Annotated in this window: 18 protein-coding genes and 1 pseudogene; 4 read left to right on the top strand and 15 right to left on the bottom strand. The window is 46.0% G+C overall.

All coding sequences use genetic code 11. From position 1 onward, the window contains the following. Nucleotides 1-33: 33 nt before the first annotated feature. Nucleotides 34-1,074, top strand: coding sequence for a glucokinase (locus QUB70_RS12810; RefSeq protein WP_332980772.1), 1,041 nt, complete (start codon nt 34-36; stop codon nt 1,072-1,074). Between the two features lie 328 nt (nt 1,075-1,402). Here the strand turns inward: QUB70_RS12810 and QUB70_RS12815 are convergent, their stop codons facing one another. The 6 genes from QUB70_RS12815 to QUB70_RS12840 form a co-directional block, all read right to left on the bottom strand. Then, nucleotides 1,403-2,101: an REP-associated tyrosine transposase gene (locus QUB70_RS12815; protein WP_332980773.1), complete on the bottom strand. Its 699-nt coding sequence runs from the start codon at nt 2,099-2,101 to the stop codon at nt 1,403-1,405. A gap of 87 nt (nt 2,102-2,188) precedes the next feature. Continuing rightward, nucleotides 2,189-2,638: an EVE domain-containing protein gene (locus QUB70_RS12820; protein WP_332980774.1), complete on the bottom strand. Its 450-nt coding sequence runs from the start codon at nt 2,636-2,638 to the stop codon at nt 2,189-2,191. Beyond that, nucleotides 2,635-4,995, bottom strand: a complete 2,361-nt coding sequence (locus QUB70_RS12825) for an FHA domain-containing protein (RefSeq protein WP_332980775.1) — start codon at nt 4,993-4,995, stop codon at nt 2,635-2,637. The genes QUB70_RS12820 and QUB70_RS12825 overlap by 4 nt, the downstream gene beginning before the upstream one ends. 158 nt (nt 4,996-5,153) lie before the next feature. Beyond that, nucleotides 5,154-7,022 carry an ABC-ATPase domain-containing protein gene (locus QUB70_RS12830; RefSeq protein ID WP_332980778.1) on the bottom strand — a complete coding sequence of 623 codons (1,869 nt, stop codon included), beginning with the start codon at nt 7,020-7,022 and terminating at the stop codon, nt 5,154-5,156. Nucleotides 7,023-7,172: 150 nt separating this feature from the next. Beyond that, nucleotides 7,173-8,213 carry a M28 family peptidase gene (locus tag QUB70_RS12835; protein WP_332980780.1) on the bottom strand — a complete coding sequence of 347 codons (1,041 nt, stop codon included), beginning with the start codon at nt 8,211-8,213 and terminating at the stop codon, nt 7,173-7,175. Nucleotides 8,214-8,472: 259 nt separating this feature from the next. Beyond that, nucleotides 8,473-9,051 (bottom strand): hypothetical protein, encoded by a 579-nt coding sequence (locus QUB70_RS12840; RefSeq protein WP_332980782.1) that lies wholly within the window; start codon nt 9,049-9,051, stop codon nt 8,473-8,475. 342 nt (nt 9,052-9,393) lie between these two features. Between QUB70_RS12840 and QUB70_RS12845 the strand changes: the two genes are divergently transcribed. Continuing rightward, entirely contained in the window at nt 9,394-12,738 is a 3,345-nt protein-coding gene (locus QUB70_RS12845) for an EAL domain-containing protein (protein WP_332980783.1), read from the top strand. A 353-nt stretch (nt 12,739-13,091) separates the two neighbouring features. Here the strand turns inward: QUB70_RS12845 and QUB70_RS12850 are convergent, their stop codons facing one another. From QUB70_RS12850 to QUB70_RS12875, 7 genes and pseudogenes are all read right to left on the bottom strand, one after another. Continuing rightward, nucleotides 13,092-14,207 carry a PepSY-associated TM helix domain-containing protein gene (locus QUB70_RS12850; RefSeq protein WP_332980785.1) on the bottom strand — a complete coding sequence of 372 codons (1,116 nt, stop codon included), beginning with the start codon at nt 14,205-14,207 and terminating at the stop codon, nt 13,092-13,094. 54 nt (nt 14,208-14,261) lie between these two features. Next, nucleotides 14,262-14,459, bottom strand: a complete 198-nt coding sequence (locus QUB70_RS12855; RefSeq protein WP_332980787.1) for a hypothetical protein — start codon at nt 14,457-14,459, stop codon at nt 14,262-14,264. After that, nucleotides 14,460-14,750: pseudogene (locus QUB70_RS12860) on the bottom strand (TonB-dependent receptor domain-containing protein); the annotation flags it as partial. A gap of 261 nt (nt 14,751-15,011) precedes the next feature. Further along, complete coding sequence (locus QUB70_RS32700; protein WP_442927782.1) at nt 15,012-15,155, bottom strand: hypothetical protein; 144 nt, start codon at nt 15,153-15,155, stop codon at nt 15,012-15,014. A 35-nt stretch (nt 15,156-15,190) separates the two neighbouring features. Further along, a complete protein-coding gene (locus tag QUB70_RS12865) occupies nt 15,191-15,337 on the bottom strand; it encodes a hypothetical protein (RefSeq protein WP_332980788.1) in 147 nt (48 codons plus the stop codon). A gap of 160 nt (nt 15,338-15,497) precedes the next feature. Further along, entirely contained in the window at nt 15,498-16,190 is a 693-nt protein-coding gene (locus QUB70_RS12870) for a hypothetical protein (protein ID WP_332980790.1), read from the bottom strand. Between the two features lie 65 nt (nt 16,191-16,255). Then, a complete protein-coding gene (locus QUB70_RS12875; RefSeq protein WP_332980792.1) occupies nt 16,256-19,090 on the bottom strand; it encodes a TonB-dependent siderophore receptor in 2,835 nt (944 codons plus the stop codon). Between the two features lie 637 nt (nt 19,091-19,727). On the opposite strand from QUB70_RS12875, the gene glgP reads away from it, so the two are divergent. Then, nucleotides 19,728-22,286, top strand: coding sequence for an alpha-glucan family phosphorylase (gene glgP / locus QUB70_RS12880; protein WP_332980813.1), 2,559 nt, complete (start codon nt 19,728-19,730; stop codon nt 22,284-22,286). A gap of 156 nt (nt 22,287-22,442) precedes the next feature. Here the strand turns inward: glgP and QUB70_RS12885 are convergent, their stop codons facing one another. Together QUB70_RS12885 and QUB70_RS12890 are read right to left on the bottom strand one after the other, a co-directional pair. Beyond that, a complete protein-coding gene (locus QUB70_RS12885) occupies nt 22,443-23,210 on the bottom strand; it encodes a DUF429 domain-containing protein (protein ID WP_332980795.1) in 768 nt (255 codons plus the stop codon). Nucleotides 23,211-23,391: 181 nt separating this feature from the next. Further along, nucleotides 23,392-23,577, bottom strand: coding sequence for a ribbon-helix-helix domain-containing protein (locus tag QUB70_RS12890; protein WP_332980796.1), 186 nt, complete (start codon nt 23,575-23,577; stop codon nt 23,392-23,394). A 195-nt stretch (nt 23,578-23,772) separates the two neighbouring features. Here QUB70_RS12890 and QUB70_RS12895 point away from each other — a divergent pair, with 195 nt between their 5' ends. Continuing rightward, nucleotides 23,773-24,258: a hypothetical protein gene (locus QUB70_RS12895; RefSeq protein WP_332980797.1), complete on the top strand. Its 486-nt coding sequence runs from the start codon at nt 23,773-23,775 to the stop codon at nt 24,256-24,258. Nucleotides 24,259-24,288 lie beyond the last annotated feature (30 nt).

Raw genomic sequence — 24,288 nt, forward strand, 5'->3', positions numbered from 1 at the left:
GGGGAATGTTATGTTTGGCTGAATAGGAGGTTTATGACATTATTATTAGCTGGCGATATTGGCGGAACTAAGACTATTTTGCGCTTAGTTGAAAGGACTGTTAAGGGTGAAATGAACGCACTTTACGAGTTCCGCTATCCCAGCGGGGAGTTTCCCGATTTAGTGCCGATGGTGCAGCAGTTTTTGACGGAAGCTGCTACTAAGTTGAATTTGACGCCATTACCTGAAAAAGCTTGTTTTGCGATCGCAGGCCCGGTGGTTAACAACACTGCAAAACTGACTAATTTGCCTTGGGTGCTAGAAGCAAAGCGTCTGGAACAGGAATTAGGAATATCACACGTTAGTTTAATTAATGATTTTGTCGCGGTTGGCTACGGCGTGTGGGGTTTGGATGCTAAAGACTTGCACATTTTGCAAGTAGGAAAACCCCGCGAACACGCTCCAATTGCTGTGATTGGTGCGGGGACTGGTTTGGGAAATTGTTTTGCAATTCCCGAGGCAAATGGCATCAGGGTTTTTTCTTCGGAAGGGGGACACGGTGACTTTGCTCCTCGCTCGGAGTTGGAGTTTCAATTGCTGAAATATTTGTTAGCAAAACACGACATTCAAAGAATATCGATCGAGCGTGTGGTTTCGGGACAAGGGATTGTTTCAATTTACCAGTTTTTGCGGGACATAAAATTTGCTGCTGAATCGCCGGAGATAGGGAAAGTTATCAAAAAATGGGAGTCAGAAATCGGTAAAAGCGAGAAGACTGTGGATGCGGGAGCGGCAATTGCGACGGCGGCACTGGAAAAGTGCGATCGGCTTTCGGAACAAACAATGCAAATGTTTGTAGAAGCTTACGGCGCAGTGGCGGGAAATATGGCTGTGTCACTTCTACCTTACGGCGGTTTGTACGTAGCCGGCGGCATCGCTGCTAAGATTTTGCCGCTGATTCTAGAAGGGGGTTTTATGCGAGCTTTTACCCACAAAGGGCGGATGGATTCGCTGTTGGAAATGATGCCTGTTCGTCTTGTTTTAAATCCCCATGTAGGGTTAATTGGAGCCGCAGTTTGTGCGGCCGGTCTTTAGGAGAATTTTAAATAGTTTGGGCGGGCAAGATGCCCACCCCACAAGAGTTTTTGTGGCACAGGCATCTTGCCTGTGCAAATATTTGGGGCGGGCAAGATGCCCACCCCACAAGAATTTTTGTGGCACAGGCATCTTGCCTGTGCAAATATTTGGGGCGGGCAAGATGCCCACCCCACAAGAATTTTTGTGGCACAGGCATCTTGCCTGTGCAAAGATTTGGGGCGGGCAAGATGCCCACCCCACAAGAATTTTTGTGGCACAGGCATCTTGCCTGTGACAAAGATTTGGGGCGGGCAAGATGCCCACCCCACAAGAATTTCAGAAAAAGCTAACCTTCATATATTTGCCAGAAAAAAGGATATTCCTCTGGAGTCGCTGAAAGACCAGCTTTGACAGGATTTTGCCTGATATATTCCCAAAAAGACTCAAATTCTCGTTCATCTCTGACTATTCGGTCATGTCGCTCATCTTGCCAGACAGTACCAATATGCTTCATAACCTTGGGAATTTGTTGAGAACTGTAGCTTTTCATACTGTGCAGAATGCTGCTGAGCGACCAAAATTCATCCTCCGACTTTGGCAAAGGCTGAATTAGCATATGCACGTGATCTGGCATGACAACTAAGCAAAAGATTTGATACCTTTGCCTATCAAAAAACTTGCAAGTATTGAGGACAAATTGTCTGGCTGCCGGAGTCAATTCAATCTTTTCCCAAGTATTAAAAGTGATGAAATAGACCAATCCTTCTAACTCCCAATGAGGTAAATTTCTGTAAGTGATTTTTAACTTTGGTTCCACCAGAGATTGATAATTCTTGGTGGGGTGGGCATCTTGCCCGCCCCCAAGCCGCAGCCTAGAAACCGGCTGCACCAGAGATTGATAATTCTTGGTGGGGTGGGCATCTTGCCGGCCCCCAAGCCGCAGCCCAGAAACCGGCTGCACCAGAGATTGATAATTCTTGGTGGGGTGGGCATCTTGCCGGCCCAACTCCTGATTGCTTCCCTGACTCAAATTTCTATGAATCATATACTTCGTACAATCACAACTTAATATAAAATAGCCTCAAGCAGGCAAGAGGTCAATGCCAATGCCGATCGACTTTCCTCTTTTCTGCTACTTCATCTTCAAAATCTTCTCAGCAGCACTTTCAGACACCGGCATCACCGATAACCGATTGCCTTTTCTCACCAGGAAAATCTCATCAGCGCTAAACTTTTGTTTCAGTTCATCCAAAGATATTAACTTAGCAAACTCCTCAACAAACTCCACTTTTACAGTTTGCCAGCGAGGCGCATCAACCGGGGATTTAGGATCATAATATTCGCTCTTTCTGTCGAACTGAGTCTGGTCAACAATCCCAGTCTCAACCACGCGCACCAACCCGACAATGCCTGGTATTTTAGTATTAGAATGGTAAAAAAATACTAAGTCTCCACGACTCATTTCTCGCATAAAATTGCGAGCTTGATAGTTGCGAACGCCATCCCAAATACAAGTGCGATCGCCCTTCAAGTCCGCAATACTGTAAACATCCGGTTCCGACTTCATCAGCCAATAATTCATAGAATATCTTTCCGCTTCTGCAACCACAGAGTCAACATCAAATAAACAAAAATATGCACGCACAAAATCCCCCAGTTCAAACCCAAATTTTCCCACGTTGGATCGTAAACAGGAGTAGGCTCAAACGGCTGAGGAAGCGTACTCCCGTCCGGTAATGTAGTAGGCGCGGGAACCATCGCATTCACATTAACTAAAGAGCCGTAAGCACCCACAGACCAGCGGCTTAACATCAGCCAAGAAAACTTGCTCGCCGCACCTTCCATCTTAAACAAAACTCCCGAAAAAATAATCTGAGGCAGCAATAATAGAGGCAAAGCGCTGTTAGCTTGAGAGCTGTTTTTAACAATCGCGGAAACGACTAATCCAAGACTTATGCAGCTCATTAAAGTTAGGAATGTAGTAATACTTGCTCCCACAGGCCAGGAAATAAAACTCGGTTCGGGGGATTTAAAAGCAATCAGAATAACTCCTACCATTAACAGCGTTTGCAATACTGCCAAACCAGAAAGTATGAAAATTTTTGAACCTACATAAGCAAACAATCCTAAATTAACCAAACGTTCGCGCAAGTAAATAGCAGATTCTTTGACGATTTCTTGCAGTGAAGTTGCCAGTCCCACCCAAATCGCCGCGCAGGTAAATACAAACAAAACTCTGAGCGCTAAAGGTGCTAAAGTTGCCTCCGGTGCGCCAATTAATGGGTCTTTATCTCTGACGGCTAGCCGCAGCAAACTAATGCCGATCGGCGCTGTTAAAAGAGCTAAGCTCAAGTTAACCAAGTCGCGGGAAACGAGTTGAAAATAGCGCTGGGCAAGCAGAACGAGTTGTTTTACAAAAGATACAGATTTTGGCTTAGAAGGTGCAGAGGGCGTTTTGCCGTCGGGGTTGCCTGTGCTGAAGTGGTTGACAATATAGCGCTGATAGTAGGGAGATTTATTAAACTTTTCTGCCCAGCTTTGAACGTTGATTTCTCCTGTTTCTAGTTCGTTGTAAATGTCGGCAAAATCGCCAGTTTTGACATCGAAAAAATCGAGGGCTTCCCTAGGTGGGCCGAAGTAACAAAGGCGTCCGCCGCGACCCATAAAAACAATTCGATCGCACATCGTGATATTTGCCGTCGCGTGAGTCACCAGAATCACCGTCCGGCCTTGATTTGCCAACTTTCGCAGCAGTTGCATCATCTTCTTATCCAAACCCGGATCGAGTCCTGAAGTCGGTTCATCTAAAAAGAAAAGTTTCGGGTCTGCTAACAGTTCGACTCCGATGCTAACCCGTTTTCGCTGTCCGCCGCTAAGCTGTTTTACTAAAGCCTTGTGGCGGTGAGACATTTCAATATCTTCTAAAGTTTTTGCAACTACCTGATTGACATCTGTATCGGGAGGTAAGCGCAATTTAGCTGCATAACTCAAGACTTCTTCTACTGTCAAATCTGCGTGTACAATATCATCTTGAGGCACGTAACCGATTTGATTGCGGTAAATATTGAAGTTTTGGCGCAGGTTGTCGCCGTTGAGAAACACAGCGCCGTTAGTGGTTTTTTCAATGCCTAAAAGCGTCCGCATTAAAGTAGATTTACCCGCACCGCTACCGCCGACTAAAGCCACAAACTGCCCCGGTTCGATCGCCAAAGTGATGTTGTCCAAACGCTTCGGAATCACCAGACTGTCAGCATCCAAACGAATTTGATGGCCGGAGTCTTGCATCTGCAACTCACCGCTGCGGTAAGTTAGAGTAAACGGGCCGATCCGAATTGCATCTCCCTCGGACAACTGTACAGAATTTGTCACTCGCTGACCGTTAACAAAAACCCCGTTAACGCTGTGGTCTCGCAAAATATAATTGCCGCGACTGTCTTGGTCGATTGTGGCGTGGCGTCTAGAAACAAGCGGCGCATCTAATTGCAGCGAAGCGTTTGGATCGCGGCCCAACAAAACCGACCGATTCTTAAGAAGAATTGACTGCTTGCTAGAGACAGCAACCTGATTCGCCAGCGGATTAAAATAACTCAGCAAAACTTGATTTTGAGGATCGAGACCGATTTTAATTTCTGTGCCGTTTTTCAGACAATAACCGTCATTGGGAGTGATGCGAGTGCGATCGACAAATAAGCCATTAGTGCTCGGCCGCTGCCCGTCACCGTCGTAAATCCAGTAATTATTCCCAATTTGGCGCAAAACAGCATGACAACCGGAAACTGCGCGCCAGGGTTCGGGAATAATTAAATCAGCACGAGTGCGATCGCGCCCCAATACGTGCTGCTGCTGTTTTAACTCTAACTGTACAACTTCCCCTTGACTGCTTAATACTAAATAAGGTCGATCGCTTAAAGCAGTCGCTTGTCCTATATTGCCTGTCATAGTTCAATCGCGGTTTTGACACTCACATTCGTCAGCATATCAAAAAGTGGAAGTCATTAGTCATTAGTCATTAGTCATTAGTCATTAGTCATTAGTCATTAGTCATTAGTCATTAGTCAACTGACAACTGTCAACTGACAACTGTCAACTGTCAACTGTCAACTGTCAACCGACAAACTGCGAAGCCGATTAATTGCAGCCGCCAATTCAAACCGTCGAAACATGGCAAAATCCCCTTCAGGAAAAGGCGATAAAATATCCATCCCCTGCGCTTCAATATCTGCCATCACCAAATCTATGATTTCCGACAAAGTGCGTTTCCCGTCCATGTATTGCTGCTTAGCATAAACCATTGCCGCAGCGATCGCCCTCAACTGTCCGCTGTCCACAATTTGCTCGACAGCACCCAAATCAATCTCCTCAGTTCCGAAAGCCAATTCATCAACATCCCGCACCTTCACCCGCACATCTCGCCGTCCCCGACTCGGATCTAAACTAGCAGGAACCGGCACTCTTTGAGTAATCTCACCAAAATTTTCTCCCCCTTCAGCAGCGCGGCTAATCGAGTAATTCTTAGCAATCTCTTTAGCTTTTTCCGTCACATTATATGCTTGAAAATTATCCATTGCGATCGCAGTATCCGCCACATCAAAATAATCGCCGCTTCCCCCCATGACTAAAATAGTCGATACGCCATAATCTGCATACAATTGTCTCACTTTATCAATAAACGGCGTAATCGGTTCTTTATCTTTAGAGATGAGTTCTTGCATTCGGCGATCGCGAATCATAAAATTCGTCGCCGCCGTATCCTCATCAACTAATAAAACAGGCACTAAATCCCCTTCTGAAATAGCGACTAATTGCGTCTCTAAAACAAAAGGCTGAGCTTCTTCCTTCTTCCCTCTTCCTTCTTCCCTCTTCCCTCTTCCCTCTTCCTTCTTCCTTCTTCCTTCTTCCTTCTTCCTTCTCCCCACTTCCAAAGCCTCAATAATATTAGCAGCTTGCGACGTACTGCCGCTCGCATTTTCAGTATAAAATTGTGCAGTATCTCTACCTTGCGGCAAGTGGTTAATAAAAGGCGAAATATCAACTCCTGCAACACTTCTCCCATCTTCCGCCCTAATTTTAACCGCCGCCGGACTTGTGACCACAAATTCCCTACCATCTCCAGGAATGCGATTGTAAACTCCCAATTCGATCGCTCTCAGTAGAGTCGATTTCCCGTGATAGCCGCCCCCAACAATCAAAGTAATGCCAGCGGGAATACCCATACCGGAAATCAAACCGCGATTCGGACAATTAAACTCAACTTTTAACGACGGCGGCGACCCAAAAGCCACAGCATTATTTAACAAAGGACTGTTGTCAACACCTGTGCGGCGGGGTAAAATAGAACCGTCAGCAACAAACGCAACTAATCCTTTTTCAGCTAACTGCTGCCGCAGCCAGTCAGCATCTTCTACAGTTTCAACATGACGGCGACATTCAGCAGTATTTAAGTTAGCATATTTGAGAGATTGGCTGACAATTCGCGGGATATCTTCGCACAGCATTTCAGCAGCTTGTCGCCCTAAAATACTGCGTCCACTCGCTGGAAGTCCGACTGCAAATCGCAGTTCAACTCCTCCTAAATCTTCAACATCGGATGTATTTGAGGAAATGATAAATGCGGAAGTTCGCTCTAAAACTTCTTGTCCAAAGCGAGTCACTGCGATCGTACCGCTTTTGCCAGTGCCGCGTTTGCTGCTGATGCTGTGTGCTGCTTTGTCAAACTGGCGAGTTAGGTAATCTCGCAAGGCTATTTCTCGACTGCGAGAGTTGAAAAGTTGACGGGGAATTTGAGCAATGTTTGGGGGAACTATGACTCGAAATTTACTGGGAGAAGCAAACGGATCTCCCTGCACGTAATCAATAATTAATGTGAATTCAGAAAAGTCGTAGTTACCTTGAATGTCTTTGTATGCTTTGTAGCCTCGATTGTCTAGTTGCAGTAAATGCCGTTGCAGTCTTTCTTTGTTAGTCATTAGTCATTAGTCATTAGTTATTTGTTATTAGTTGGCAGTAGTCAGTAGGCCGTTGGCAGTAGTCAGTATCAATAACAGCCATCATGCCCAATGCCCCATGCCCGATGCCCCATCCCCAATTCCCAATTCCCCATGCTCAATTCCCAATTACTAATTACCTAATTCCAATAATTTAGCCGTAGCATTAACAACAATTTGAGCAGAACCGGTGAAAAAAGGTCGATCGATAGTTGCTAAGGTATCGCTAGATTGGTGATAGTGGGGCGATCGCAAATTTGCAGTATCCGTCACCAACACAGCACCAATTCCTTTATACCAGAAAGGCGCGTGGTCGCTCCGCAAAACATCGGGAGTCAGCAACCCTTTCAGGGGAACCGGCAGCGCCACCACCGCAGGCAAATCGGCTTTTCCCGACTCAGCAAAACTTTTCAACAGCAGCGGGTGTTCCGCATCCCCAATCACAGCGATAAACTCGCCCAATTCGGGAGATTTTACCCCCGATGCTTCTAGAAAAGGTTGCGCTGTCAATCCTTCGGGATATTGCTGGCATCCCGGCGTGCGGCACGCATAACCTACCATATCCAGGACGATCGCACCCTGCAAATTTTTTAACCGCGCCGCGCTACCGGTAAATGCTAAACTGCCTAAAAGTCCGAGTTCTTCCCTGTCGAAAAATGCTACTTGCAATGTCCGAGGCGTGGGGCGAGAACCCAGCAATCTTGCTACTTCTAAAACTACTGCAACTCCCGTCGCATTGTCGTCAGCGCCTGGGGAGTTTGGTACAGTATCGTAGTGTGCTGCGACTAAAATTGCACCGGCGTTTGAGTCAGTACCTTTTCTCTCAGCGAAGACGTTAATTCCGCGATCGAACGGCTGCAATTCTGCGGAAAATCCTAATGTTTGCAGTTGTTGAGAAATGTAGTCTCTCGTGAAAGAGCGAGATCGTTCTCCCTCGCGTTCTCCTACTAAAGTCTCGACGTGTTTCCACAACCGAGATGGGTCAATTTCCTGCTGAAAAAAAGTATTTTTTTCAGCAGGAAGCGGTGAGAAAGACGGGTTTTGGGAAATGTTGATTTTGCGATCGATCGAAACTTCGGGTACAGCCGACAACCGCTGCCACGAGTCAGAACCCCAACCCGCAGCCGCCACCGCAACCAGAATAAATAGCGCTATCCAAATCAATTGTTTCATCAGTAAGTCTATTTAAGATTGTAGACTGTTAGATTTTAGATTTTACATTGACACCATAGTTAAGAATAAACCTGTTTCAAAAAATGAAACTCAAAACTCTTAACCTTAGCTGCGGTAAGGTCAGTTTTTTATTTTTTAATTTACCTAAAAAAGCAGGTAAAAGACTTTGAATGTCGCCGTCGAATCTGTATTGCTTATTGCCTCATTCAACAGCGACATTCCCGCCTAGTAATTTACTTTCACAATTCACAAGTCAAAACTACTTTTTGTCCAACTCAATTTCCTTGTTTTTCAATATCAACCCGCTGCTGCTGGGAACAGCGCAAGGAATAGTTTTTGCCAAAAATTCGACAATTTGAGTGGGTTTTTGAAACCACTCGGAATAACTGGGATTGAGTTCGTCGTACAGTGCTTTTAAAGCTTGGATTTCGGCCTCTAGCTGCGCTGCTGCTTGATTAATTCTGCGAGCTTGTGCTTGCAAGCGCTTTTCCCCCTTTTGAACGCGGTTTTCTACTTCTTGCCAGTATTCTCCGGCCAGCATTTTTTCTAGTTCACCTTGTTTGTAATTGAGTAAAGCCTGTTTTTGTTGCAGTTGTTTTTCAATAATTTTAGTTTCTCGGTCAATCTCCTGGATTTGCTGCAACCACTGTTCCCCAAAAGCAGCATTTTGCTGGTGGAACTCAGCAATGGCCTCGGAAGTATTATTCTTGGGAAAACTGACTGCCACTCGGCATTCAGAGCGCTGTACGCAAAGTTTTTCCCGCAACGAAAGCAGGGTGGCAAGTTCTGCTTGCAGCGCGGGGATTTCTGTTTGGAGTTCTGGGATCGTCTGACTCATTGGTTCAATTAGTGAGCTTCTGCATCGATTTTAAGCTAATTGTTTATTTTTATACCAATCCCGGCCGCCGGATTGCGGGAATTATCTAATTTTAGCGCGCTCGGGGCCGATGTCTAGGCCTAATGGCGGATAATTTGTGGCACAATTGCGGATGACACATTTTAAATTAAGATTAAAATTATAATTAGTTACAACCCTAAATTATTAGGTTGGGGAATTTTAATTTACCAATCAACATAAATGAAGGTTGGCTCTGTTTTCCTATCGCACCTCAAGTTCTGCTCAAATTTTTCAGATTGTGGACTGCGGGAAAGGATATATTTAAAATTAGGAAGGGAGTACATGAAAATTACTGGTCAATTAATGTTGGGGTATTTAATGGCTGCTATTTTTGGTGTAAAATGTTGCATCAATGCAAAAATATTGCCGACAAGTGTAGGGGATGGAGACGGCAATCGCGCTGTAGCAGCAATTTTGGTGGGGTATGAGAAACTTAGCTATTTGCGATCGGCATCTCGCCCCGCAACTTCTGCAAGCGCCGACTTGTTTGTGGATAAATTATCCCAAATAAAACTGGTAAATCCACCGACACAAAATTTTCTACACTCTGAGGAAATTTCTGAAAAAGAGCGTCGTTTTACTTTAGAAACAATCGGTTATGTTGCTCTTATTTCTGTAGTAATCTCCTTATCGATCGGGACGAATACGGTAAGTATCTTATCCAAGGCGATCGGGTTAATCAAACCCAAGTCTGAAACAGGGAAGGACAAGCTACCAGAAGGAGAAACAGTATTGCATCCAAAAAAAGAACAGGATATCCGGGATACTATTGCCAAAATGACCCAAGATTTGCAGCAAACTGCCGAATATGCCCTCGATATTTGCGAGGACATGAACGTCTCGATAATTGCCACCACCCCGCGCGGTCATATCCTGTCGTTAAACCAAGCTACCTGTCAACTTTTAGGATACTCTAAAAAAGAGTTGTTAGGTCAACAAATAGCCGGACTTTTTAATAAAAATGACTCGCCTGCTTCCGAGTTAGAATTAACAAATTTAACAGCCGAAGGTTCTGTCCGAAACGTCGAAAAAGTCTACCTTTCCAAATATGGAAAAAAAATAATTGTACTGCTTTCTATTTCAACTATTCGCGACCGCAAAGGCGAGATCGGCGGCAAGTTGTATATAGCACAAGATATTACTGAGAGCAAGCGGGTTGAAAGAAATTTGCGGCGCAGTGAAAAAAAGTTTCGGCAATTGATAGAAACTGTTAATGCTGCTGCATTGATCTATCACCGCAGAGATTTGCGCTATGTCAATTCTCAGACAGAAGCTCTGACTGGATACAGTCGCGAAGAATTGCTAGGGTTGGATTTATACGATTTAATTCATCCAGATTCTAGAGAAACAGTTAAAAAATGGGGTAAATCCAACCAGCCGCGATCGAGTGCCGGCTCAAAATATGAACTGAGAATTATCACGAAAACCGGAGAAACACGCTGGATTGAAGCAACTATCGATATTATCAAATTTGAGAGAAAACCGTCAATATTAGTCACAGCGTTTGACATCAGCGATCGCAAATTAGCAGAGTTAGAACTAGAAACATCTCTTTCGCTGCTTCAAGCAACCATTGAATCTACTGCTGACGGCATTCTGGCGGTTGATAGTGTAGGAAAAGTTCTCACCTTTAACCGCAAGTTTGCCCAAATGTGGCAGTTGCCGGAGTTTCTGCTCGATTCGAGAGATAGCAACCAAATTTTGGGGTTCGGAATCAACCAGTTAAAATACCCGGAAATCTTTCTCAATCGCGCTAAAGAATTGTCCGATCGCCCGGCAGCCGAAAGTTACGATATCATCGAGTTTAAAGATGGCAAAATCTTGGAACGCTACTCGCTGCCGCAGCGCACTAAAGGCAAAATTACAGGTCGAGTATTCAGCTTTCGGGACGTAACGGAACGCGTGCAATCCGAAGAAAAACTGCGCAAAAGCGAAGAACGCTTTCACCTGCTGACGCGGGCGACAAATGATGCTGTCTGGGATTTTGATTTGTTAAAAAATGAGTATTGGTTGAGCGAAGAGTTTGAAAAAGTTTTTGGATACAAACTCAACGAAACTCAGACGATAGAATTAGAATCGTGGTGGCTAAATATTCATCCCGAAGAACGAGAAAGAGTGATGTTAAGCTTCAAGGAAACAATGAACTCAGACGCTCAATGTTGGTCTGAGGAATACAGCTTTCACCGTGCAGGCGGGGGATATGTTTTTGTGCTAGATCGCGGGTACATCATCCGCGATGAAAGTGGCAAAGCAGTAAGGGCGATCGGCACGATGATGGACATCACTCAGCGCAAGCAAGCTGAAGAAATTATCCGCTATCAAGCTGTTTACGACCAACTCACTGGTTTACCGAACAGGATACTTTTTAACGAGCGGCTGCTGGCTTCCTTAAAACAAGCTAAACAAACAAAAAAAATGCTAGCTGTGATGTTTTTAGACTTGGACAGGTTCAAAAAGATTAATGATACACTAGGTCACGCTGCGGGCGATCGCCTGTTAGAAGGTTTTGCCGGACGCATCAGCGACACTTTGCGATCGACTGACACGGTTGCCCGCTGGGGAGGCGACGAATTTACCATACTGCTTCCCGATATCAATTGCTTAGAAGATGCAGTTAAAACAGCTCAAAGAATACTCAATAATTTAAAGCCAGCATTTAAACTAGAAGGACAGCCGTTTCATGTTAGCAGCAGCATCGGCATTGCTCTTTATCCAAATGATGGTGAAGATGCCGAAACTTTAGTCAAAAATTCTGATGCTGCCTTGTACCGCGCTAAAGAAATGGGAAGAAATAACTATCAGTTATATACTTCAACAATTAATCCCCAAGGCAGCCATTTACTAACTATAGAACACAGGTTGCACGAGGCTCTAGAACAGGGAGAATTTGAGGTTTTCTACCAGCCAAAAGTCAACATTACTACTTGGAAAATTCAGGGCATGGAAGCCCTGCTGCGCTGGCAACATCCACAATTAGGTTTAGTTAATCCCGCTACATTTATTCCGATCGCCGAAGATAACGGGCTCATTGTAGCTATTGGGGAATGGGTGCTGCAAACTGCCTGCATTCAAAATAAAGCTTGGCAGGATGCTTTGCAGCCAGATTTGCGGGTAGCAGTCAACGTTTCGGCTCGGCAGTTTCAGCAATTTAATTTATTAGAAATGGTAGCTAACTGCTTGGAAAAAAGCGGTTTAGCAGCCAAGTATTTAGAGTTAGAAATTACCGAGACTACAGCTATGCAAGATGTAGATTATACCACAAAAGTTCTCAGGGAGTTGCAGAATATGGGAGTGCAGATTGCGCTGGACGATTTTGGCACGGGTTATTGTTCTCTAAATTATCTCAAAAAGTTTCCCTTGAATATCTTAAAAATAGACAGGTCGTTTGTCAGCGAAATGACGACCGATCCCTGCGAACGGGCGATCGCCAAGGCTATAGCGACGCTGGGGCGAGATTTGAAATTGAGCGTGGTGGCGGAAGGAGTAGAAACTAAAGAGCAGTTGGATTGTTTGCGCGAGCTCCACTGTCAAGAAATTCAGGGTTACTATTTCAGTCGTGCACTATCAGCAAGTGATGCTAGCAAACTATTGGTAAATTCTCTGTTGAAGAAAGTGAAAATTGCTTGAGACGGATCGGTGAGGGCGATGGGACTTTAAGATTATTGAATGTTTAATTTTATGTATGAAAGTATATTAGACCTCTTGCAAAAATAGCTGGGACGGGCAAGATGCCCATCCCACAAGAAAAAATAACTCTTGTGGGACGGGCATCTTGCCCGTCCGAAAATTTGCTTAAAAGGATTTTTGCAAGAAGTATATTAAGTGCGCGAGTAAAGGAGAGTGTCACGATCCAAATCAACCAGCGAAAACTAATACCAATTTCAAAAAAGAATGCAACAGTATTCTTGTTCCCCCCCTTAGCAAGGGGGGGCTAGGGGGGGTCGAAGAGTGTTGCACGATTTTAGAGAAATGGTATTATTCTAAGAAAGCCGATTTGACTGAGTTTCATCCGCAAGCAATTGGGATGCTGATTCCCGTCTTGCCATCAGCCACCGTCTGCGTTTCCAATTCACCAAACCAGTGATTAATAAAACACTGGGTATTAAACCGATGAACACATAGAGAATGCGAGTATAAATCCCGCCAAAAAGACCGAAATGAAGAGTACCGATCGCAATCATAAACTTGAACATAGGCGGCGGTTCTACAACCCGATTGACCTTCAACACTTTCCCACTGTATTGGTTCAGTTCCACACTACTCAGAGCAAATCGAAGCAACTCGTGAGGAAGTTGCTTGCTAACCGTAATTTTTTCAGGTTGAGCTTCATCAAAAACTACATAAGTCGTTTTTCCATCCGGCATAGCAGCATCAGCTTTGCGTAACAATTCGCTTAAAGCTACGGGTTGTTTGGCTGGCGGTAAAACTTTCGCAACTGGCGGAGATTGATTTAGTCCAAATAGCAGGACGAAGTATGAAAGCATGGCACCTGTAACAGCCAGAATCAGTAAAAATGTACTTGATAAAATGCCTCCGACTTGATGGATGTCGTAACTTAATAACGGTAGTGGCGCCGCTGTCCGAACTGTAAAGCCGCTTTTCAATTTTCGCCAACCAGTCCACAACATTGTCCCGGTAATTACGATTAGTAGAAACAGCAAACCAGTCGCGCCGACAATCGCTGTTCCAACTTGACCGAGGGCTAATTTGTAGTGCAATTCGTAGAGAAATCCCATCAGCGATCGCTCCCATTTTCTCGATCCTAAAATCTTAGCCGTGTAAGGATTTACGAATGTATCTAGGTTTTCCCCATCTTGGGCTTTGATTGTCACCTGATAGCTGCCATTCGGCGTTTGAGGAAAGCGAATCGACTGTAAAGGGAAGTTAGGATAAGCAGCTTGAACTGGCGCGATCATTTGATCCAGGGATGCTAGCTTTCCTTGGGGAACAACTCGCATTAAAGATGGGTTAATTGCGCGATCGACTTCCTGGTGAAACACAATAGCGCTACCCGTTAAACTAATCACAGTCAGTAATAGACCGATTGCGATCCCAATCGCACCATGTATTGTTACTATTGGTTGGCGAATTTTCATTGTTTTTCACTTTTTATTTAGATAAAAACCGTATTTAGCGGTAGGTTAATGACACTAGATTTGAGATTTTAAACGGCGATAATTGGCAATCAAAACTCTACGGAAACCGTTCGCTGAACTGTAAATTGATAGGTCAAATTCCACCCCCTGGCTTTGTGGCTCGCCTGTTGCGATCGAAAACCCAAGGGGATTGCTTGGATCGCTCGTCGCTACATTCTGTTTGGTGATGTTGAAGTATAAGCTGTCGCGCATTTAAATTGTATATTCAGGGCGGGCGGGACGCCCACCCCACAAGATTTTGATTTTTTTCACATACAATTTAAATTCAGAACAGCTTACCAGAGTAGCTGATAGTCTACCTCCAAGCACTTCGGTTTTCGCGCCTACTTCCCATCCTTCCCTTTTTTCGGGTTTCAGCAGAGTACCAGTATTGCCATCTGCTGCATTGTTAGGCTTGAATGAGCGCGAGTAACTGGCGTAAAGAAAAAGCTCTGAGATGGGTTGATAGACAATGCCAAATCGAGGAGTCACGGCACTCGGATTTTGCGAAAGGTCATTCGATTTTAGATTTTAGATTTTGGATTTTGGAGGCGACCCCACGGATAAATTTGGGGGCTTGAGGATTTTAGATTTTGGATTGATTCCACGGATAAATACGGCACTCGGATTTTGCGAAAGGTCATTCGATTTTAGATTTTAGATTTTAGATTTTGGATTTTGGAGGCGACCCCACGGATAAATTTGGGGGCTTGAGGATTTTAGATTTTGGATTGATTCCACGGATCAATCACGTGGCGGGTACCATCAAGAAATTCGCTTGTCAGGGAGGTTAGAGTCGAAACCGTACTGTCTAAAGATTGCTAATTGATGGAATAGATCGTAGCGCAAACCTGCAAGTAGCTTGAGATTGTTGGTAATTGCAATTCGATCTTGAAGATAAATGCCCAGTTGATTGGTATAGTAGCTTGTGTCATTAAATCGAGTTAAATCATCGCGATTTTGTCTATACCCAGTTGTGGGGGCATTTCACAAATCATCTCAAGCTGCTCTCGTGACAGGATTTGTAGGCTGTTTTGTTTGGCTTCGATCGACAGTTCGCGGAAATCTGCCTTTGTTAAGCTAATGGTCATAGCAGGTATTGGGTTCAGTTCTGAGTTAACCATTCTAAGAGCGTTGGCGGAGGCCAAATGCGTCCGCCCTCGCGCCGTGCTTAAAATACCTTTGTGAGCGTTACTTCGCACTGCTCAGCTTTCAGGCAGTGCAAAATATTAGAGAGAAAAACCACGTCACTCACTCTCCTTTGCCGCACTTAGTTTTGCCGCCACCGCAATAAGTCCCCCACCAAGGATTGAATTTAGCCGGATCTTCTGGATCTTTGGTCATATTCACAAGCGTTGCAAAGCTAGATGGCTTACTGGCATACCGCAAGTGCATATGTATTGGTTCACCGTTTAATTCACCGTGCGGCGGGATGAAACTGAGATACTGGAATTTATTGCAGCCTGGATCTTGCTTTTCTTGTTTCACCAACTCAAATAAATCCCAAGTCATTTTATATTCGGCGTAATACTTGGCATCGCCAGTTGCACCCATATAGACATACTGGCAGTTGCGCGCGATCGGTTTTTTCCCGGCTGCATCAAGGTAGAAGCTGAATTTCTCCATTTTTTCGACATCAATGCGTTTGGGGTTGCGCGGATCTTTGACAGAGTTCTGGTGTTCTGTGTTGAGATTAAACACGCCATTAAATCCTAAGTAAGGGACTTTATGGGCATTCATCGAGATAACTTGAGTAGCTACAGGTGATGGAGGCGTAATTTTTTGGGGCGCTGCCGGAGCAGTCTTTTCAGAAGAACTTGCAATGTTTTCTGAGGCTGGTTTTGCATCAGGTTGATTGGCTTGCGGTGCATCTGATAGGGGTTGACAAGCGATCGCCATTACCCCAGTTAGAATGAGAATTGGATTAAGTTGAAATCGTTTCATGGTGGAGTCTAATGGTAGAAAAAATTAGAACGCGATTGAGTCGTTGCAAAGTCGAAAAATAACTATCACAACTGTATGGAAAATGAAGCAATTACTCTCAAAGGTTCTCCAACTTCAATTCTATATCTGCCATTTGTACCCTGAGAGTAATCAACATTGAAAAGGTTCTTAACATTGATTGCAAAGCGCCAATTGTCTCGACGGTAAAAAATAGCAGCATTCGTCAGAAAGTAACTATCCAACTGGAAAGTGTTCTCAAGATCCCCTTGTCGTTCCCCAACGTAGTTGAATCCAACTCCGATCCCTAACCCTTGCAAATCACCGCTTTGAATGGTGTAAGTTGTCCACAAACTGCCGCTGTGTTCGGGAACGTTGCTCAAGCCATTACCCACTTCAATTGCATTATCTTTGGTAACTTCAGCATCTGTGTAAGCGTAGGCGCCAATAATATTCCATCCGGGCAGAATCTCACCAGAAAGATCCAACTCAACTCCTCGACTCCGTTGTTCGCCTGTTGCTATAGAGAAAAATGAATTGTTGGGGTCGCTAGTGGCAACATTTTGCTTGGTAATGTCAAAATACGCCAAAGTAGCAGAAATTCTATTTTGGAATAATTCAGTTTTAAGACCGAATTCAAATCCCTTAGCTTTTTCCGGTTGCAAGAGACTACCATCGGCGGCAGCCGTAGTGACAGGAAGAAACGATCGCGAATAGCTGCCGTAGAGAGAAATCTCTGGAATCGGTTGATACACAATTCCCACCCGCGGCGTAAAAGCATCATTAGTTTCGGTAGTTTTCACATCACTCGGAGCGGAAAAACCCTCTATAGAACCGATTGTTTGCTCTACCGTGTCGTAGCGGATGCCAGCCAGCAGTTTCAAATTATCAAAGAGCGAAATTTGATCTTGTAAGTAGACTCCTAGCCGATCGCTTTCTACCTTTTTATTTAAAAAGATGGGAATAGTATCAAAGCCCGGTCTGGGAAAGGCTCCATAAACGGGGTCGAAGACATTGAAAGGTGTCAATGCCGCGAAATCAAGTCTCCCAATTTCTTCGTCATTCAATCGATTCAAATCAACCCCCAGTAACAGGGTATGCCGCACTGAACCTGTGGCGAAGTTCCCCACAAAGTTTGTCTGTAGGGAGTAATTTTTAAATTCAAGGTCAAACCCACCGTAAGAGCGCTGGGCAATGCCAGTTGCCTCATCAAACTCGAACGGAAACGAAGCAAATCTCTGCTGGGTATTTCTGTCTGAATATCGAAAAGCGTTACGGAATTTCCAGTTATCGCTAAACCGATGCTCAAAGTCATATCCAACAGCAAAAAGTTGGATTGTTGTGGAATCGTCTGGCTCTCCAAAGATGCGACGGCGAGGAGTATCGAGTAGCCGATCGCCCACAGCAATTCGACCAAAGTCTATAGGTTGCTGGATATCAGAATATTGCAACCGAACTGTGAGATCGGTGCGATCGCTAATTTTCCAAGCGATCGTCGGCGCAACTAGCACCCGATCGATATCTTGCTCAAAGTCGCGAAACCCTTCTGAGTGTTCGTAAACTGTATTCAATCGGTAGAGCAAACTACCATCGGAGGTTAAGGGGCCAGAAATATCAAGCCGAGGGCGACCAAACCCATAATTACCTAACTGAACTTCGCCCTCGTAAAACGGATTTGACAGCGGCTGTTTGGTCGCTACGTTAATCACACCGCCCGGTTGAACTTCACCAAATAAGATAGAGGCCGGCCCTTTGAGAACTTCGATGCGATCGATATTTGCCGTGTCTGGCAACAATTCACTCGATGCTAAACCGTATTCTCTAAAACCATCAGTCAAAACAGGAGCACCAGTAAAACCGCGAAGAACGATATCTAATCCCTGACCTTCAGCACCACCCTCAAAGGTCACACCGCTGACGTTGTTTAGCGCTTCCTCCGCTCGAATCACTTGTTGATCTTGTATCACTTCTTGGGGAATAACTTGGATCGACTGAGGAATATCTCGAGTTGGCGTGTCGGTTCTCGTCGCAGTTGAAGCATTGGGAGCTCGATAGGGAGTTTGCTGACGGGCGGTGACGGTAATTTGAATTTCTTTTGTGCTGACACTCAAAACTAAACCGCTATCGCTTTTGACTACACCTGCTGTTGGCAAATTTTCTTGCCCTGTAATGCTGATGCGGATACTATTGCCATCAACAGCAGTCACCGTGACTGAACTAATCCCCTCAAATGGATTTTCGGCATTAAATTCTCCACCCCCTGGTAGGGCTAATTGAGCATTGGCAATCTCAGCGATCAGGGTTTTTCCCTCTGCCCTAGTATTCGCTTGCAGCACTTGCCCGGAAGCTGTGTCTAAAAGGACTTCTAAACCTTCAGGAGTTGAGTTCAATCGCACGCCGGTTACTTGTACGACTGATTGAGAGATTTGCACTCCTGAAGAGAAGCTAAAACTTGGTTGCCGCGGCAATAATCCCTCTGCACTGGTGCTGGGTTGCTGGATTTCGTTGACTTTATGAATAGATGTCGCCGGTATTGATAGCGCAGCAGCGAATGGTGGAGGATTGGCGATAGAGGTAGAGCGATCGTCATTGTTAGAAATATTTTGCGTCAACTGGGGATTGGGTTGGCGAAATTCGTCCTCCTCTGTTTGCTTTGTTTCAAGCTTCTGACTTTTAATCAACGACTTCACCTGAATGGGAAGTTCTGGCTGTAACCCAGTGGCGATCGCGGACTCTTGTTGAGGCAATTCCTCTGATTCACGATGAATCTCGATCGGCGCAGGTGCGATCGATCGCGATCGATCGGATTCTGTTAAGTCCTCTTTAGCAGCCTCAGCCGCCAATGAAGGCGCGATACCAACACTCAGCAGTGCAACGCACGCCAATGATAAATACAGTTTCATCTTCACACCACACACCGGTAATATTTTTGGGGCTGCTACGCAATTCGTCAGGGTGGCGGTCAACAACCAGCACTTTATCACTAATTATTTGCAGTAACTCGCTCAAAATATAATAACTACGGTGTCAATGTCAAGCAAAATTTTCACCTATCTATTAATATAGATTATCATTAATTAGTAAAATGCGCCGGAGGGCTGATGGTCGATTCGGGGGTCTGCCGTTGACGCCAACAAACACGTTGAACCTCCAGTCCGGCCCTCGGGGCCTGTGAGGACTTGAGCTATAAGCTTGGGACTTAAGTGTAAGAGCGGACTGGAGACCTAAGTTGAGATTTAGGCTCGACCTAATCAAGAACTAATCTTAATAAGCTCTGACAACAGTCTGAGAAGAACTTATTGAGAAGGAAGATCGGGCGATCGCGCGACGCGCGATCGCTCGGCCTGGACTGAACCGAGAAACCAGATCCACAAGTGCGGCAAGTCGTTTTAAGGGCGATCGAACTCAGCAGCAGCCACCGAAGTTAAGGTAACAGTCGATCGCCCCCCGTGGCTTAAAACTTAAAATAGTGTGCAGAATGACGGACTTGTACCCAAAGACAAAGGAAAATATCGCTACTCCAACATAAAGGCTTTGTCTATGCAGCCAATTCGCACATTTAACGTTTCCCCCTCGCTACCGACAATTCTCGAACCCCTGCGCAAGCTTGCCTACAACTTGCACTGGGACTGGAACGTCGATACCAAAGACCTCTTCCGCCGCCTCGATCGAGACCTCTGGGACTCCAGCAACCAAAACCCGGTGCTGATGCTCGGAACCATATCTCAAGAGCGACTGCAAGAAATGGCAGAAGACGAAGGCTTCATTGCCCAAATGAACCGAGCAGCGCAACAATTAGACGATTATCTCCAAAATCGCCCCTGGTACCGCAAACAGCGCGGTACAGAGCAGAAAGAATGCTACGCTTACTTTTCGATGGAATTCGGCTTAGTCAAAGCCCTACCCATCTATTCCGGCGGTTTGGGCGTACTCGCGGGCGACCACCTCAAATCAGCTAGCGATTTGGGCTTGCCCCTAGTCGGTGTCGGCCTGCTCTACCAAGAAGGCTATTTTTCGCAGTATCTCAACGCCGACGGCTGGCAGCAAGAACGCTATCCGCTCAACGATTTCTACAATATGCCGCTGCACCTAGAACGCAATCCCGACGGTTCGGAATTGCGGATCGAGGTGGACTATCCGGGGCGCAAGGTTTACGCGCGGATTTGGCGGGTGCAGGTGGGTGTTGTGCCCCTGTACTTGATGGATACAAATATTGAACCGAACAGCCGCTACGACCAAGATATTAGCGACCAACTGTACGGCGGTGACAAAACCCTGCGGATGCACCAAGAAATCATGCTGGGCATCGGCGGCGTGAAAATGCTCAAGGCCCTGGGCTTGACAGTCACGGCTTATCACATGAATGAAGGCCACGCGGCTTTCATGGCTTTGGAACGCATTCGGATGCTGATGGAGGAATATCACCTGAGTTTCGTGGAAGCGGAACAGGTGGTGGTGTCGAGCAGTATGTTTACGACTCACACGCCGGTGCCTGCTGGGTTTGACTTGTTTGAGCCGGATATGGTGATGCACTATCTCGATCAGTATCCCAAAATATTTGGCTTGTCGCAAGATGAGTTTTTGGGATTGGGCCGGGAGAATACTGGCGATTTGTCCGCACCTCTGAATATGGCAATTTTGGCAATTAAAATGTCGAGTTTTGTCAACGGGGTGGCGGCTTTGCACGGTGTGGTGTCGCGCCCGATGTTTCAGGGTTTGTGGCCGGGTTTGCCGGTGGATGAGGTGCCGATTACTTCGATTACCAACGGGGTTCACGCTCGCAGTTGTGTGGCGAAGTCTACTCAGGAGTTGTACGATCGATACCTCGGCCCGGAGTGGGAAATGACCGGCAAGGACGATCGGCTGTGGGATCGGATGTCGTCGATTCCTGATGAGGAACTGTGGCGCAATCACGAACGCTGTCGATCGGAGTTGGTGGTGTTCGCGCGGGAGTGGCTGCAAAAGACTTTGCGCGAGCGCGGTGCGGCCCAAACGGAAATCGAAAACGCGCGGGAAGCTCTCAATCCCAAGGTGCTGACGATCGGGTTTGCACGCCGCTTTGCTACTTACAAGCGGGCGACGCTGTTTTTGCGCGATGTCGATCGAATTATGCGGATCATGCGGGACAGCAACCGCCCGGTGCAGTTTGTGATTGCTGGGAAGGCTCACCCGATGGATATTCCGGGTAAGGAATTGATTCGGGATATCGTTCACTTCATCCGCGAACACGACACGATGAGCTCGATGGTGTTTTTGCCGAACTACGATATTAACGTCGCTCGGATGATGGTGTCTGGCTGCGATGTGTGGCTGAATACGCCGCGCCGCCCGCGTGAGGCTTCGGGTACTTCCGGGATGAAAGCTTCGATGAACGGTTTGCCGAATCTGAGCATTCTTGACGGATGGTGGGATGAGGCTGATTATGTTCGCACGGGTTGGCCGATCGGACATGGCGAGTTTTACGAAGATACTAAGTATCAAGATGAGGTCGAGGCGAATGCTTTGTACGACTTGATGGAAAAGGAAGTTGTACCCCTATTTTACAACCGGGATGCTGATGGCATTCCCCGCGGTTGGACGGCGAAAATGAAGGATTCTATTCGCTTGAATTGTCCTTTGTTCAATACTGCTCGGATGGTGAAGGATTACGCGCGGCGGGCATATTTCCCGGTGAGCGATCGATTCCACACCATGACTTCGGATAATTGCGCTCCGGCGAAGGAGTTGTCTCACTGGAAGAAGCACGTTCTCGCGAAGTGGAACGACATTAAAATTGAGGCTGTTGATATTTCCCAGGATAAGGAAGTTAAGGTCAATCAGTCGATCGCAGTTAAATCTCGGATTAATCTGATGGGATTGACACCGGCTGACGTGCAAGTCGAACTTTATCAAGGTTCGGTTGATGCTAACGGAGAAATTGTCGGTGGCGTGCCGGTGGTAATGGAGTATTTGGGTGAAGATGCTCACAATGCCAGTCTTTATACGGCTGACATAACTTATACTTCTAGCGGTTTGCAAGGTTTGTCGCTCCGGGTTTTGCCGAAGCACGACAATCTCAGCAGTCCTTATGAAGCTGGCGTGATTCTCTGGGCGCATTAAGAAGGAAGAAGGAAGAAGGAAGAAGGAAGAAGGAAGAAGGAAGAAGGAAGAAGGAAGAAGGAAGAAGGAAGAAGGAAGAGAAAAGAAGTAAAAATTCTCCCTCTCTCCCTCTCTCCCATTCTCCCCCTCTCCCCCTCTCCCCCTCTCCCACTCTCCTTATTTCCCTTGGGGAATGACGATGTAGCCGTTTGTGCGATCGCCCAATACGAGATTCCGCTCGATTCCCCAGTACCACCAGTGCGCGCCGATATAAGCGCACAGCAAGGCATCTAGCTGGTCTTCTAAGGCTTTGATGGTGGCAACACTGGTGGGGATTTCGGGGAGTTTTGAACCGCTGATGAACGCTGATGAACGCGGATTTTTGTTCTCGACATTGGCGAGATTTAAAGATGGTTTGAGAGTCGGTAAAATATCTAAAATATACTGGTAGAGTTTCATCAATTCTAGTTGACGTTCTGCCAGTTTTCCTTTTTTATATTTGATTATTCGTTCTAATTGAAATAGATTGATTGTGGCTGGATGGGGATAAACTTCTATTTGATATCGCCCTAATTTTTTAGCTTCAATAGTTGGGGCGTGGACAAATCCTCTGGCTTCTAAACTGAGGCCGAAGTCTACGGTTTTTTGGGCGAAGGGGCGGGAAAGGTTGGCGGGATAGCAGCCTGCGTGGTAGCGCCCGAAGTGTTTGTGGGTGAGTTTGTCGGCGAGGCGCATTCCAGATGGATTGCTGATGATTGTGGGGGCATCTACGGCGATGATGGCTGGTTCGGTTGGGGAGATTTGGCGATCGATCCAGGTGAGGATGTCGTTGGTTGCTAAAAGGCGATCGCACTCTATTAATTCTAATTGGTTATTTTGCCAATTCAAACAGCACAAACCGCTTGCTCCCGAACTCCAGCCTAAATCTATGCCGATAAATTTCATATATAGTCTTTCGATCTCTCATATGAGGTACCCGGCGGGCATAGGGCATAGGGCATAGGGCATAGGGCATAGGACATTCTGGACGCACGGGTGGTCAGAAACCGGGTTTTTTTGCCAAATACTTCGTCACAACCGGCAAAAACTGCAAAAAACCCGGTTTCTTTGGCTTTGATGCGTCCACTCAACTTTTCTCCTGCTTTTCATCCGATGGCGGGGGCTGTTTTTGCATTTCCTTTTGATGTTCTCTGGCTGCTTGCTCCAAAAGGAATGCTGATAAGCTGCTGATTGAACGGCGTTCCCGATCTGCCCACTCTTCGAGGATGTCATAGATTCCATCAGCCAAATAAGTGGTTAAGCGTTTGGTCATCCGAGGCTCAGTATTTTTTTGTTTAGGGCGATCGTCATTGTGCTGTATCTGGACTGTCTTGTCGAGTATACGTTATTTACGTTACACATATGTGGCGTTTAAGTGATATACTGTGAACAAGTCAAAAGCCAGCGTCATCCCTAGGAAAGTTCGTCGCTGGCTTCTGGCCCCTAAATAAGCAAGGAGACAATTTCTATGGTACAGCCTGGAAGCGACGGCAGCGAATATACTCGCGGCTATCAACAAGCTTTAGATGACTTTGGCGTGACGCAACTGCTGTCGGGTATCCGCAGCTATTCTGATGAGGATTTTGAGGCCGATCGCGCGCGAATGACTGGGCCTGAGCTCGAAAGCTTTGCGGTGTTTCTGATTTTGCGCGTCGGGGCGAATCTCAAAGGAAGTACGATCGCCCGCTACCTCAAAACTCTCAGAAAAGCAAATTCTCCGACGATCGCCGATCGCCCCGCGATCGAACTCAACCCAAATTCGCGATCGAAAACACCTGAAAAGTCAAAGGAGGGCGATCGCACTTCTTGGGCGATCGTCCGCATTTTACCGAATGCTCAGCATTACACAATTGCTCGTTTTTTTAACCGCCAAGATGCGGACGATCATTTGAGGGCTTTGTGTCGGTTTATTCCTGATGGAGTGTTTGAGGTTGTGTGGGTGTCGGCTGTTTAAAGAACCAGGATAGTCCTAGACGCGCCGACA

It is taken from the genome of Microcoleus sp. A003_D6, assembly GCF_036702825.1.
GTDB lineage: Bacteria > Cyanobacteriota > Cyanobacteriia > Cyanobacteriales > Microcoleaceae > Microcoleus.